This window comes from Curtobacterium sp. MCSS17_016 (assembly GCF_003234255.2).
Classification (GTDB): Bacteria; Actinomycetota; Actinomycetes; order Actinomycetales; family Microbacteriaceae; genus Curtobacterium; species Curtobacterium flaccumfaciens.
In genome coordinates, this window is the sequence record NZ_CP126254.1 from 1,191,562 (window position 1) to 1,204,189 (window position 12,628).

The 12,628-nt window shown below is 72.3% G+C and carries 9 protein-coding genes; 2 read left to right on the forward strand and 7 right to left on the reverse strand.

The window, feature by feature from the left end:
* Positions 1–83: 83 nt before the first annotated feature.
* Entirely contained in the window at positions 84–2,108 is a 2,025-nt protein-coding gene (locus DEJ19_RS05780) for a M3 family metallopeptidase (RefSeq protein WP_111234014.1), read from the reverse strand.
* Between the two features lie 227 nt (positions 2,109–2,335).
* On the reverse strand, positions 2,336–2,917 hold the full coding sequence (locus DEJ19_RS05785; RefSeq protein WP_111234013.1) for a TetR/AcrR family transcriptional regulator: 582 nt from the start codon (positions 2,915–2,917) through the stop codon (positions 2,336–2,338).
* A 122-nt stretch (positions 2,918–3,039) separates the two neighbouring features.
* Here DEJ19_RS05785 and DEJ19_RS05790 point away from each other — a divergent pair, with 122 nt between their 5' ends.
* Positions 3,040–3,879 carry an alpha/beta fold hydrolase gene (locus tag DEJ19_RS05790; protein ID WP_111234012.1) on the forward strand — a complete coding sequence of 280 codons (840 nt, stop codon included), beginning with the start codon at positions 3,040–3,042 and terminating at the stop codon, positions 3,877–3,879.
* Between the two features lie 206 nt (positions 3,880–4,085).
* Here DEJ19_RS05790 and DEJ19_RS05795 read toward each other — a convergent pair whose 3' ends face one another.
* The gene (locus tag DEJ19_RS05795) at positions 4,086–4,337 is read right to left on the reverse strand and encodes a hypothetical protein (RefSeq protein WP_181441611.1); all 252 of its coding nucleotides are present in this window, start codon (positions 4,335–4,337) and stop codon (positions 4,086–4,088) included.
* 65 nt (positions 4,338–4,402) lie between these two features.
* A complete protein-coding gene (valS, locus tag DEJ19_RS05800) occupies positions 4,403–6,997 on the reverse strand; it encodes a valine--tRNA ligase (protein WP_258377467.1) in 2,595 nt (864 codons plus the stop codon).
* A gap of 288 nt (positions 6,998–7,285) precedes the next feature.
* On the opposite strand from valS, the gene proP reads away from it, so the two are divergent.
* A complete protein-coding gene (proP, locus tag DEJ19_RS05805; RefSeq protein ID WP_228513609.1) occupies positions 7,286–8,851 on the forward strand; it encodes a glycine betaine/L-proline transporter ProP in 1,566 nt (521 codons plus the stop codon).
* 147 nt (positions 8,852–8,998) lie between these two features.
* On the opposite strand, the gene DEJ19_RS05810 is transcribed toward proP, so the two are convergent.
* The 3 genes from DEJ19_RS05810 to DEJ19_RS05820 are packed head-to-tail and all read right to left on the reverse strand — an operon-like array spanning position 8,999 to position 12,623.
* Positions 8,999–10,735 carry an ATP-binding cassette domain-containing protein gene (locus DEJ19_RS05810; protein ID WP_111234011.1) on the reverse strand — a complete coding sequence of 579 codons (1,737 nt, stop codon included), beginning with the start codon at positions 10,733–10,735 and terminating at the stop codon, positions 8,999–9,001.
* The gene (locus DEJ19_RS05815) at positions 10,732–11,631 is read right to left on the reverse strand and encodes an ABC transporter permease (protein ID WP_111234010.1); all 900 of its coding nucleotides are present in this window, start codon (positions 11,629–11,631) and stop codon (positions 10,732–10,734) included. The genes DEJ19_RS05810 and DEJ19_RS05815 overlap by 4 nt, the downstream gene beginning before the upstream one ends.
* Positions 11,628–12,623, reverse strand: coding sequence for an ABC transporter permease (locus DEJ19_RS05820; protein ID WP_111234009.1), 996 nt, complete (start codon positions 12,621–12,623; stop codon positions 11,628–11,630). Before DEJ19_RS05820 ends, DEJ19_RS05815 begins: the two co-directional genes overlap by 4 nt.
* Positions 12,624–12,628: the final 5 nt, after the last annotated feature.

The window sequence follows — 12,628 nt, forward strand, 5'->3', positions numbered from 1 at the left end:
CCACGGGATTCCGTGGTGCTGTGTCCGTTTCGTGGTGCGGTGCGGTGCGGTGCGACGGCGCTCGGCGGCCTGCGCCGGCGCGCCTACTCGAGCCCGCGGCGCCGCAGCAGCGGGCCGACCTCGGCGTCGCGGCCGCGGAAGTCCCGGTACGCCTCGAGCGGGTCCTTCGCCCCGCCGACCCCGAGCAGACGCTCGGCGAACCGCCTGCCGGCTGCACGGTCCAACCCGCCGTTGTCGCGGAACCACTCCACCGTGTCGGCGTCGAGCACCTCGGACCAGATGTACCCGTAGTAACCGGCGTCGTACCCGCCCGAGAACGTGTGTGCGAAGTACGTCGACGAGTAGCGCGGCGGCACGGCCTCGACCGCGATGCCGGCGGCGGCCAGGGCGTCCCGCTCGAAGTCCTCGACGGACGTCACCGCCGCGGCGTCGGCCGCCGAGAGCCGGTGCCACGCCTGGTCGAGCAGTGCGGCGGCGAGGTACTCGGTCGTGCCGAAGCCCTCGTTGAACCCCTCGGACTCGCTGAGCCCCAGGACGAGCTCGGGCGGCAGGGGTGCTCCGGTCTCGTGGTGCTTCGCGTAGTTCGCCAGCACGGACGGCCACGACAGCCACATCTCGTTCACCTGGCTCGGGAACTCGACGAAGTCCCGCTCGACGTTCGTGCCGGAGAACCGCGGGTAGGTGGTGCGGGCGATGAGGCCGTGCAGGGCGTGGCCGAACTCGTGGAAGAGCGTCTCGACCTCGTCCTGGATGAGCAGGGTGGGGGAGCCGGCGGACGGCTTCGCGACGTTGAGGTTGTTGACCACGACGGGCAGGGTGCCGAGCAGCTCGGACTGCTCGACGACCGGGTTCATCCACGCGCCGCCGCGCTTGCCGTCACGTGTGTAGAGGTCGAGCAGGTACAGCCCCACGGGCTCGCCGTCGTCGGCGGTGACCTCGAAGACCCGGACCTCGTCGTTGTAGCCGCGCAGGTCCGGGCGCTCGGTGAAGGTCAGGCCGTACAGGGCGCCGGCGGCGTGGAAGACCCCGTCGTGCAGGACCCGGTCGGCCTCGAAGTACGGGCGGAGCGCGGTGCTGTCCGCGGCGAACTGCTCGCCGCGCAGGATCTCGGTGGCGTACGCCCAGTCCCACGACTCGATGTCGAACCCGACCGTGCGCGACCGGACAGCGCGCTCGTCGTCGGCGTTCCGTGCCGCGGCGCCGACGAGCGAGGACAGCAGCCCGTCGACGGCCTCGGGGGTCTTCGCCGTTTCGTCGGCGGTCACCACGGCGGCGTGGTTCGGGAACCCGAGCAGCTCGGCGCGCTCGGCCCGCAGCCGGACGATGCGGAGCAGCACCTCGCGGTTGTCGTACTCGTTGCCGCGACGACCGCGGGCGAGCGAGGCGCGCATGATCCGCTCACGCAGGTCGCGGTTCGCCAGCGAGGACAGCCACGGGTGTCCGGTGTAGAGCGGCAGCGTGATGAGCCAGCCGTCGAGGCCCCGGTCGGCGGCAGCGGCGGCCGCGGCGGACTTCGCCCCGTCGTCGAGCCCCTCGAGCTCGTCCTCGCTCGTCACGTGCACGGCGGAGTCGTTGGTGTCCTCGAGCAGGTTCCGCTCGAAGGTCGTCGTCAGGGTCGAGAGCTCCTGGTTGATCGCGGTCAGACGCTCCTTGCCCGCGTCGTCGAGGCCCGCGCCCGCCAGGGTCATCTCGGCGTGGGTCCGCTCGACCAGGCGCAGCGCCTCACCGGTCAGCCCGGCGGCTTCGGCACCGTCGAGCACCTCCTGCACGCGGGCGTACAGGCGGGAGTCGAGCGTGATCGCGTCACGGTGGGCGGCGAGGAGCGGGGAGACCTCGGCCTCGAGGTCGTGCAGCTCCGGCGTCGAGTCGGCCGACGACAGCGTGAAGAACACGTGGCTGACGCGGGTCAGCAGCTGCCCGGATCGCTCGAGTGCGACCAGGGTGTTCTCGACCGTCGGGGCGTGCGGGTCGGTGGCGATGGCCTCGACCTCGGCGCGCTGCTCGGCCATGCCGGCCTCGAACGCCGGTCGGTAGTGCTCGAGTCGCACGTCGCCGAAGGGCGGCAGGGCGTAGGGGAGGGTGCTCGGGACGTCGAACGGGGTTGCCATCTGCCCACCCTATGCACGGGTGCTGGAGTCCGTTCCTTCCCATGACGCCCGGACTGGGAAGCGGGATCGGGCGTCCCTGGTCGAAAGAACCGACCAGGTACGCCCGGAACGACCAGGGACGCCCGGAACGACCCGGCACGCGCACCCGCGCCCGGCGCGACCAGCGGACGGACGGGAGGCCCGTGGCGGCGCCGCCACGGGCCTCCCGTCCGCTCGCTGGTCGCGTGTCAGCGCATCGCGGCGTCGATCAGGGTCACCGCGGCACGACGCGCGTGCGCGGCCGGCGCCGTGGTGCCGGCGATCGCCGCGGTGGTCTGCGCGCCCTCGGCCAGCAGCGCGAGCTGCGCAGCGAGTTCCTCGGCGTGCTCGGGGTCGGCGACGACCTCGGCGGTGAGCTGCTGCACGAACCGCTGGAACGAGTCCTTGTGCTCGCGCGCGATCTCGGCGACCGCGGGCGAGGTCGCACCGAGCTCGCCGAACGCGTTGATGAACCCGCAGCCGCGGAACGTGTCGTCGCCGAACCAGGACTCGAGGAAGTCGTAGACCGCCAGGAGCTTGTCGCGCGGGCTGGTCGCAGCCTCGACCGCGCCGTGCACACCCTGCTCCCACATGTCGTGGCGGCCGGCGAGCACCGCGGCGATGAGCTGCTCCTTGCCGGGGAACGCCGCGTACAGCTTCTTGAGGGAGACCCCGGCGCCCGTGCGGATCTCGTCCATCCCCACCGACTGGATCCCGCGCGTGTAGAACAGCTGGTCCGCGACCTCGACGATGTGTGCTCGGACGTCCGGCTCGACGGTGCTGGTGGCCATGTGTGTACCCCGTTCCCTGAGTGTTCACCGTTCTCGAGTTGCGCTGGGAACGGGCGTTCTCTACTGTAGTCCACATCGGCGGAGAACGATCGTTCTCCGCGATACTCAGGGAAGGAACGATCATGGGTGCCATCAACGTCGGAACCGAGAACAGCGTCGACATCGAACTCCACTACGAGGACAAGGGCCAGGGGCAGCCGATCGTGCTGATCCACGGCTTCCCCCTCGACGGCAACTCGTGGGAGGGGCAGGTCCCGATGCTCCTCGAGGCCGGCTACCGCGTCATCACGTACGACCGCCGTGGCTTCGGCCAGTCCTCGCAGCCGTCCACCGGCTACGACTACGACACCTTCGCCGACGACCTGCACACGGTCCTCGAGACCCTCGACCTGCGCGACGTGATCCTCGTCGGCTTCTCGATGGGCACCGGCGAGATCGCCCGCTACATCGGCCGCCACGGTGAGGACCGGATCGCGAAGGTCGCGTTCCTCGCCTCGCTCGAGCCGTTCCTCGCCATCACCGACGACAACCCCGACGGCGCCGGCCCGATGTCGTTCTTCGAGGGCATCGCCGCCGACGTGGCGAAGGACCGTTACGCGTACTTCACGAACTTCTACCAGGACTTCTTCAACCTGTCGGAGAACCTCGGCACCCGCATCTCCGAGGAGCAGGTCCGCAACGCCTGGAACATCGCGGCCGGCTCCGGCTCGATCGCGTCCGCGGCCGCACCCCTGACCTGGCCGACCGACTTCCGTCAGGACATCCCGAAGGTCACCGTCCCCGCACTGATCGTGCACGGCACGTCGGACAACATCCTCCCGATCGACGCCACCGGACGACGCTTCACCCAGGCGCTGCCCGCGGCGAAGTACGTCGAGATCGAGGGTGCCCCGCACGGCCTGCTCACCACGCACACCGCCGAGGTGAACGAGGTCCTGCGCACCTGGCTCGCCGAGTCCTGATCCCTCGGCGATCACGCGGGCGCTCCCCGGCGGGGGCGCCCGCATCGTGAGCACAAATGGTCGGGTCCCCACCGGGGACCCGACCATTTCTGCACTCCAAGCGCCGCGCAGCGAGCAGCGCGCAGCGCGCCCCCGCGCAGCGCGCCCGCGCGCAGCGCGCCCGCGCGCAGCGCGCCCCCGCGCAGCGCGCCCGCGCGCAGCGCGCGCTAGTCCTCTTCGCCCGCGTCGTCCGGGTTCGTCACCTGGGCGTGCCCGAGCGCGTCGAGGTGGATCGAGGTGCCGTCGTCGAGCTCGACGATCGGCTTGCCCTCGAGGAAGGTCAGGGTCCAGCCCCACGTCGCCGTGTCGACGGACTCCGCCGCGAGCTCGTCCTCGACCCCGCGCACGGCGACGACCATCGTCTCGGGCAGTCGCGCAGGCGGCTCCCCACCCAGGTTCCAGCGTGTGCCCAACTGCATCCGTGCCTCCAGTCCGGTGGTGGACGGGCCGGGTCACCAAGGCGACCCGGCCCGGACAGGCGACGTTACGCCTGCTGCTCCGCGAGCTCGATCTCGGTGACGGCGAGCTCGTCGCCGTCGACGAACGACAGGTTCTCGATGCGGCCGACGGCCGCCAGGTCGACCGCCGCGCGCTCGATGAGCACCCGCGTCTCGGCGGGCGCCGCGACGACCGCACGCGTCACGGGCGTCTTCTGCGACGCCTTCGCCGCCGTCTTCGCCCCGCGGATCCCGATCAGCGCCTGTCCGACGGCCGCGAGCAGCCCGGTGGGGGCCGCGTCGGTCGGCAGGTCGGCCGCGGTCGGCCAGGAGGCCCGGTGCACGCTGGAGTCGTGGGTCCAGGCCCACACCTCTTCCGTCGCGTACGGGAGGAACGGTGCCAGCAGTCGGAGCAGCACGTCGATCGCGCCGCGCAGCGCCAGGACCGCGCTCGCCTGCGTCTCGTGCGTCGCGTCGGACGCGGTGCCGTAGGCGCGCTCCTTCACGAGCTCGAGGTAGTCATCGCAGAACGTCCAGAAGAAACGCTCGGTGATCTCGAGGGCCCGGGCATGGTCGAACCCGTCGAACGCCGCGGTGGCCTGCTCGACGACGGCACCGAGCTCGGCGAGCATGTCGACGTCGAGCGCCTCGGTGACGCTCGTGGCGCCCTCGGGCAGCGGGAAGCCGTAGACGAACTTCGCCGCGTTGAGCACCTTGATCGCCAGACGACGGCCGACCTTGATCTGCTTCGGGTTCTGCGGGTCGAACGCCGCGTCGGTGCCGAGCTTGGACGAGGCCGCCCAGTAGCGGACCGCATCGGCGCCGTGCTGCTCGAGGATCGACAGCGGCGTGACGACGTTGCCCTTCGACTTCGACATCTTCTTGCGGTCGGGGTCCACGATGAAGCCGGAGATGGAGGCGTGCTTCCACGGCACCACGTCGGCCTCGAGCTGGCTGCGGAGCACGGTCGTGAACAGCCACGTGCGGATGATGTCCTGCGCCTGCGGGCGGACGTCGTACGGGTACACCAGGTCGTAGAGCGCCGGGTCGGTCTCCCACTTGCCCGCGAGCTGCGGCGTGAGCGACGAGGTGGCCCAGGTGTCCATGACGTCGAGCTCGCCCTGGAACCCGCCGGGCACGCCGCGCTGGTCCTCGGTGAAGCCGGGGGCGGGCTCGGAGGCCGGGTCGACGGGCAGCTGCGCCTCGGTCGGCACGATCGGCTGGTCGAACACCGGGTTGCCGTCGGCGTCGAGCGGGTACCAGACGGGCAGCGGCACGCCGAAGAAGCGCTGGCGCGAGATGAGCCAGTCGCCGGACAGGCCACCGACCCAGTTGTCGTAGCGCACGCGCATGAAGTCCGGGTGGAACGCGATCTCCTCGCCGCGCTGGCGGAGCGTGCTCTTCAGCTGCTCGTCGCGCGCACCGTTGACGATGTACCACTGGCGGGTCGACACGATCTCGAGGGGCTTGTCGCCCTTCTCGAAGAACTTCACCGGGTGCTGGATGGTCTTGACGTCACCGATCAGCTCGCCGGACGCGGTCAGGGCGTCGACGACGACCTTCTTGGCCGAGAACACGGTCTTGCCGGCCATCTCGGCGTAGAGCTCCCGGCCCGTCGCCGACTCGATCCAGGCGGGCTCGTCCGAGCGCACGCGGCCGTCGAAGCCGATGATCGCGCGGTTCGGCAGCTGCAGCTCCCGCCACCACACGACGTCGGTGGTGTCACCGAAGGTGCAGACCATCGCGATGCCGGCACCCTTGTCCTTCTGCGCCAGGTGGTGTGCGAGCACCGGGACCTCGACGTCGAACAGGGGGGAGCGGACCGTGGTGCCGAAGAGGTCCTGGAACCGCTCGTCGTCCGGGTGGGCCACCAGGGCGACGCAGGCGGGCAGGAGCTCGGGGCGGGTGGTCTGGATGACGACGTCGTCGCCACCGTCGGTGCGGTGGAAGGCGATGCCGTGGTACGCGCCGGGCATCTCCTTGTCCTCGAGCTCGGCCTGCGCGACCGCGGTGCGGAAGGTGACGTCCCACAGGGTCGGGGCGTCGGCCTGGTAGGCCTCGCCGCGCTCGAGGTTGCGCAGGAACGCGCGCTGGGCGCTCGCCCGCGAGGTGTCGTCGATGGTGCGGTACGACTGGGTCCAGTCGACCGACAGCCCGAGCGTGCGGAAGAGCTCCTCGAACTGCTGCTCGTCCTGCACGGTCAGGCGCTCGCACAGCTCGATGAAGTTGCGGCGCGACACGGGCAGCTGGTCGGCGGCCTTCGAGGACTTGCCGTCCCCGCCCTCGAACGGCGGCGTGAAGTCGGGGTCGTACGGCAGCGTCGGGTCGCAGCGGACGCCGTAGTAGTTCTGCACACGGCGCTCGGTGGGCAGACCGTTGTCGTCCCAGCCCATCGGGTAGAAGACGTGCTTGCCGCGCATGCGCTCGAACCGGGCCTTGAGGTCGGTGTGCGTGTACGAGAACACGTGCCCGATGTGCAGCGAGCCGGAGGCGGTGGGCGGCGGGGTGTCGATCGACCAGACGGCGTCGCGGTGACCGGCGGCGTCGCGGTCGAAGCGGTAGGTGCCGTCCTGCTCCCAGACCGGCCCCCAGACCTGCTCCAGTCCGTCGACGCTCGGCTTCTCGGGCATGGGCTTGGTCATGGGTGTGCCTTCCGTACGTGTGTGCGGCACCGAGTCCGTGATGAGGTGCCTGAGTGTTCCGCGCCTGACGCGCGGTGCCCCAATCGTAGCGGCCGTGCACGCGTACGAAGGCGGACGAACCGGTCGGACGCGGCCATCACCGAGCAGCGCCTAGCACACCGAACTGTCGGACACGCCCGGAGCCTGCTAGTCTTCCTGGGTTTGTCCGGCGAGCGCAGGGTTCGCAGGAGCTGCAACGTCGCCGTCCGCCGGACGCCCGAAGGAAGCACCGCACCCCGGAGGAACGACTTGGCACCGAACAACGCACCCCACCCGCACGGCGATCGGCCGTTGCGCACGAAGGGCGCCGCGAAGCGCGCTCGTCGCGATCTGACGAAGGACGACGTCACCGTCGTCGAGGAGTCACTGCTCAAGCGTGCCGTCGCGGCTGCCGCGCTCGGCAACGCCATGGAGTGGTTCGACTTCGGCATCTTCGCGTACCTGACGGTCACCATCTCGCAGGTGTTCCTGCCGCAGGGCGACCCGGCCGCGAACATCGTCGCCACGTTCGGCTTCTTCGCCGCCGCGTTCATCGTGCGCCCGATCGGTGGTGCCGTGTTCGGCCCGATCGGCGACAAGATCGGCCGCCAGAAGGTCCTCGCGCTGACGATGATCCTGATGGCCGCCGGCACGCTCATGATCGGCCTGATCCCGTCGTACGACACGATCGGCTTCTGGGCCCCGGTCCTGCTGCTCGTCGCCCGCTTCGTGCAGGGCTTCTCGACCGGTGGTGAGTACGGGGGTGCCGCGACCTTCATCGCCGAGTACTCGCCCGACAAGCGCCGCGGCTTCATGGGCTCGTGGCTCGAGTTCGGCACCCTCGCCGGCTACGTGCTCGGCGCCTCGATCGTCACGGGCCTGCAGTTCGGCCTGTCCGAGGACGCCCTGCTCAGCTGGGGCTGGCGCATCCCGTTCATCGTCGCGGGCCCCCTCGGCCTGATCGGCCTCTACCTGCGCCTCAAGCTCGAGGAGACCCCGGCGTTCCAGAAGCAGCAGGAGCAGGCCGCCGAGCGCGAGGGCCAGAAGACCCCGTTCCTCAAGCTCTTCGCCGAGAACTGGCGCTCGCTCATCATCTGCATCGGCCTGGTCCTGGTCTTCAACGTGACCGACTACATGCTGCTGTCGTACATGCCGACCTACCTCGAGCAGAACCTCGGCCAGAACGCCACGTTCGGCCTGATCCTCATCGTCATCGTGATGCTGCTCATGATGGTCGTCATCACGTTCGGCGGTCGGCTGTCCGACAAGTTCGGGCGTCGTCCGGTGCTCGCCGCCGGCTGCATCGGCTTCATCCTGCTGTCCTGGCCGGCCCTCAAGCTGGTCCAGACCGGCACCGGCGTCGGCGTCTTCGCCGGCCTGCTGATCCTCGGCGTCGTACTGGTCACGTTCACCTCGACCATGCCGTCGACGCTGCCCGCGCTGTTCCCGACGATCATCCGCTACGGCGCCCTGGCGATCGCGTTCAACGTGTCGGTGTCGCTCTTCGGCGGGACCACCCCGCTCGCGACCGCTGCGCTCATCAACGCCGCGAAGGACGCCGGGTACGGCTGGGCCGAGGACATCCCCGCGTTCTACCTGATGCTCGCCGCCGTGATCGGCCTGGTCGCGGTGTACTTCACCAAGGAGACCGCCGCGAGCCCGCTCATGGGCTCCGGCCCGACGGTCGGCTCCGAGGACGAGATCGCCGGCGTCATCGAGGACTACAACGACCCGACGTCGGAGCTCGCGCAGTCCGACTGGGCGAAGGACTTCTCGACGAGCGAGATCCCGATCATCTCGGCCGACGCCGCCCAGAAGGAACCCTCCGGTTCCTGACCACGGGGCCGCCCCGCGGCAACCCGGCCAGGAGGCCCGGTGCACGTCCGTCACGGACGCGCACCGGGCCTCCTGGCCGTTCAGGGCCGTCGGTGACGTCACGCGCGCAGCGACAGTCCACGGGTGCGAGTGCGCGTGGACGGTCGCTCAGCCCGTGGGGCCGGCTGCGGTCCCTGCGGCGGGGCCCGCTGCCAGCCGCTCCGCGGCGTGCAGCAGCCGCGCGGTCACCGGGTGCGCCGGGCGCGCGAAGACCTCGGCGGCGGGGCCGTGCTCGACGACCGCGCCCCGGTGCACCACGAGCACGTCGTCCGCCATCCGCCGGACCGCCCGCAGGTCGTGCGAGACGAACACCATCGCCACCCCGGTCTCGTCGCGGAGCCGTTCGAGCAGCCGCAGCACGGCGTCCTGCACCGTGGCGTCGAGGGCGGTCACCGGCTCGTCGAGCACGATCACCTCGGGGTCGGTCGCCAGCGCACGGGCGATCGCGAGCCGCTGGCGTTGCCCGCCGGACAGGGTGCGGGGGGAGCGGGACCGCAGCACGGGGTCGAGGTCGACCTGTCGCAGTGCCGCGTCGACCCGTTCGCCGAGCGCACCGCGTGCCCGCCGTTCGTCACCTCGTGAGAACGCGTCGGCGAGGACGCGCTCGACGTTCCACCGTTCGTCGAACGTCGCGCCGGGGTCCTGGACGACGGCCGCGACCCGGTGCCGTCGGGGGCGGCGCTCGCGCTCGGGCAGCGGGACCCAGGGTTCGTCGTCGAGCGTGACCGCGCCGGCGTCGGGCGTCTCGAGCCCGAGGAGCATCCGCGCCAGCGTCGTCTTGCCCGAGCCCGAGGCGCCGATCACCCCGAGCACCCGGCCGCGCTCGAGCCCGAACGACACGTCGTCCACCGCGAGCACCCCGTCGTACTCCCGCGAGAGCCCCTGCGACGCGAGCACGTCCCTCGCACCGTGCGAGGTTGCCCGCTCGGTGCCGCGGCTGCCGATCGGCGCACGGTGCGGAGTCGTGCGGTCGGTGCGAGGTTGGCCGCTCGGTGCATCGTCAGAGGGCTGCACGGAGCCATCGACCTCGCACCGGTCTGCGAGATCGGCACCGTGCGCCGGCGCGGGCGCCGCCGCGGCAGCACCGGCCGCGCGCACCAGCGCCCGGGTCGCGGGGTGCTGCGGCGCCGCGAAGACCTCGGCGACCGGGCCCTGCTCGACGATCCGGCCCTCGTGCACGACGGCGACCCGGTCGGCCCACCCCGCGACGAGCCCCAGGTCGTGCGTGATGACGAGCAGTCCGGCACCCCGGGTCTGCGCCGCCCGCAGCTGTTCCATCACGGTGACGGCGACCCCGGCGTCGAGGGCCGTCGTCGGTTCGTCGGCGACCAGCAGCGCGGGGGACCCGACGGTCGCCGCGGCGATGAGGGCCCGCTGTCGCATCCCGCCCGACAGTGTCCCGGCGAGCCGGCCGTCGGTCGCGATGTCCGGGTCGAGGCCCACCGCGGCCAGTGCGTCGCGCACGGCGTCCACGCGCTCGGCCGCACGCATCTCGGTGTGCAGGCGGAGGCTGTCGGCGACCTCGCGCCCGACGGGGCGCAGCGGGTCCAACGCGCCCAGGGCCTCCTGGCCGACGTAGCCGACCCGCGATCCCCGAAGCCGACGCCACCGCCGGTCCGTGTACCCGCCGACGTCGACGCCGTCGACCGTGAACACGTCGGCGTGCACGGCGGCGCCGGGCGCGGACAGGCCGAGCACGGCGCGGGCGGTGACGGTCTTGCCGGAGCCGGACGCCCCGACCAGGGCGACGCACTCGCCGGCGTCGACGCGCAGGCCGACACCGTGCACGATCGGGGTGCCGCCGATGGCGACGGTGAGCCCGCGGACGTCGAGGACGGCGCTCACCGCGCGGCCCCGGTCCGTCGGATCGCCCGGCCGAGCACGGTGACGGCGGTCGCGAGCACCACGATCGCGAGTCCGGGGAAGGTGCTCATCCACGGCGCGGTCTGCAGGTACGTGCGACCGTCGGCGAGCATCGCGCCCCACTCCGGCGCGGGCGGGGGCGTGCCGACGCCGAGGTAGCTCAGCGCCGAGGCCCACACGACCGCCTGCCCGACCCCGAGCGTGGCGACGGCGACGACGGGCCAGAGCGCCGTCGGCAGCACGTGCCTGACTACGGTGCGGGCGGGGGAGCGGCCGAGCAGCACCGCCGTCTCGACCACCTGCGAACTCCGGGCGGCCCGGACCAGGCCGCGCACGATCCGGGCGTAGCCGGGAGCGGTCGCGAACCCGACGGCGAGCACCGCCGGCACCGGACCCGGACCGGTCACGGCGATGACGACCAGGGCGACGAGCAGCAGCGGCAGGGCGAACGCGACCTCGGTGACGCGGCCGATGACGGCGTCGAGCAGTCGTCCGAGTCGTCCGGCCCCGGCACCGAGACCGGCGGCGACGCCGAGCAGGACGCCCACGCCGCCGCCGATCAGGGTCGCGGCGACGCCGACGACGAGCGATGCCCGGGTCCCCGCGACCACCCGCGCCAGGACGTCGCGTCCGGACTCGTCGGTGCCGAACGGGTGCGCGCCGCTCGGGGCGGCCAGGGCATCTGCGGGGTGCACCGCGAGTGGGTCCCCGCCGCCGAGCAGGGCGGGCCACACCGCCGCCACGACGGCGACCAGGACGACCACCCCCGCGGCGATGCCGCCGGCGCCGAGCGTCCCCCCACGGACGCGCTCGGTGCCGACGGCGGTCTGGTGGCCGGGCGCTCCGGTCTGGAGGCCCGGGTCGGCGATCCCGCTCACCGCGCGCCCGCCGGACGGCCGGGCCCACGGCGTCGCGCAGCACCGGGGCGCAGGGCCGCGTTCCGTGCGGCGCTGCGCGGGTCGACGGCACGTTCGACCAGGTCGGCCACGGCCAGCACGACCACGTACGCGGCCGCCGACACCATCGCGATGCCGGCGACGAGCGGCATGTCCCGCTGGGTGACCGCGGTGACCAAGGCACGGCCGATGCCGGGCAGGGCGAACACGGACTCGACGACCACGGCCCCGGAGACGAGCGACCCGAAGGCCCACGCGGACAGCGCGATCCCGGGCAGGGCGGCGTGCCGGAGCAGGTGCCGTCCGAACAGGCCGAGGCGGGTCTCGCCCCGACCCCGGGCGGCGAGTGCGAAGGCCGAGCGCTGCGCGTCGACCACGCCGTCGCGCACGGTCTCGGCCAGGTACCCGGCGACCGGCACGGCCACGGTCAGTACCGGCAGCACCCAGCCGCGCGCGGTGCCGTCACTGACCGCCGGCACCCACCCCAGGGACGTGGCGAACACCACGATGAGCACGCTGCCGAGCCAGAAGTGCGGCATCACGCTCGCGGTGACGCTCAGGGCGCTGGTGAGCCCGGCGGCGATCCGGCCGCGTTGCGTCGAGGCCCACGCGGCGACGATCGCGAGCACCCAGGCGACGACGAGGCCGGCGACCGCGAGCGTCAGCGTGACGGGCAGCTGCTGGGCGAGGAGCGTCGCGACCGGGGTGCGGAAGGCGTACGAGTCGCCGAGCTGCCCGGATGCCAGGCGTCCGAGGAACACCGCGTACTGCACCAGGACCGGCTGGTCGAGGCCGTACTCGTGGCGGACCTGGGCGACGGCCTCGGCCGAGGCCTGCGACCCCGGTCCGCCCAGGATCGCGAGCGCCGGGTCACCGGGGATGAGCCGGATCGCGACGAAGACGATCGTCGCGACGGCCCAGAGCACGCCGATGCCCCCGGCGAGCCGCCGGACGGCCCACCAGACCCACCGCATCCGGG